Source organism: Ruegeria sp. AL12 (assembly GCF_056540885.1).
This window is the reverse complement of the sequence record NZ_JBQFXN010000114.1, coordinates 1-751: the sequence shown is the minus strand read 5'-3', so window position 1 is coordinate 751 and position 751 is coordinate 1. Positions and strand designations below refer to the sequence as shown.

1 protein-coding gene is annotated in these 751 nt (G+C 59.1%); it reads right to left on the bottom strand.

Annotation, left to right across the window (positions count from 1 at the left end):
* The coding region (locus ACR0C6_RS21710) for a hypothetical protein (RefSeq protein WP_480621213.1) at window positions 1-751 on the bottom strand (751 nt) is incomplete at both ends.

Genomic DNA, 751 nt, shown 5'->3' with positions numbered 1-751 from the left:
GTCAACAATCGCTGTGTTAGCGAACTCGATATGGGCGTTGGCCTCATCCGCGCCCCAGGCGATCTGGAGGTCATGGAAATCAAACGAAACAGCGCTTCTCGGATCTGCCACATTGCCAACGGCAACGGGGCCGGAAACAACAGGACTGTCGTCGACGATGTTGAGCGGGATGGTGTCATCCACGGTATCGCCGTCACCATCAATTGCGGTGAAGCCCAGCTCGAAGGTGGCGTTGTTCTCGTCCTGACCATCGGCATGCAGAAGATTGGCAACCTGCTCGTAGTTGTAGGAGCCCGTCCTGGTGTTCAGCGTGACCTCCGCCACAACCACCGGAGCCGCGCCGCCCTGATCCTGAAGGATCGACAGGATGCTCAGATCCGCATCAGAAGGATCAGCCGCAACCGCAAAGGTCACCTCGCCAAAGCCGCTGCCCGAGCCGCCATCATCGGCAACACCACCCAGCACCTTCATGGTTGCAAGGTTCCAGACAACTTCCGCCCCATTGGCGTCCGCGCCAAAGGCAATCGGCAGCGTCTTGTTGGTCTGGTTGAACTGTCCGCCATCACCAACTCCGCCGGGATTGCCGATATCCGGCGTGCCGACGTTCTCATCATCGCTAATGATCCGGAAGTTGTTGACCCGTTGAGAGGCCGTCCACGTCATCACCGGCGTGTCGTCGTCGATGTTGAGCGGGATGGTGTCATCCACGGTATCGCCGTCACCATCAATTGCGGTGAAGCCCAGCTCGAAG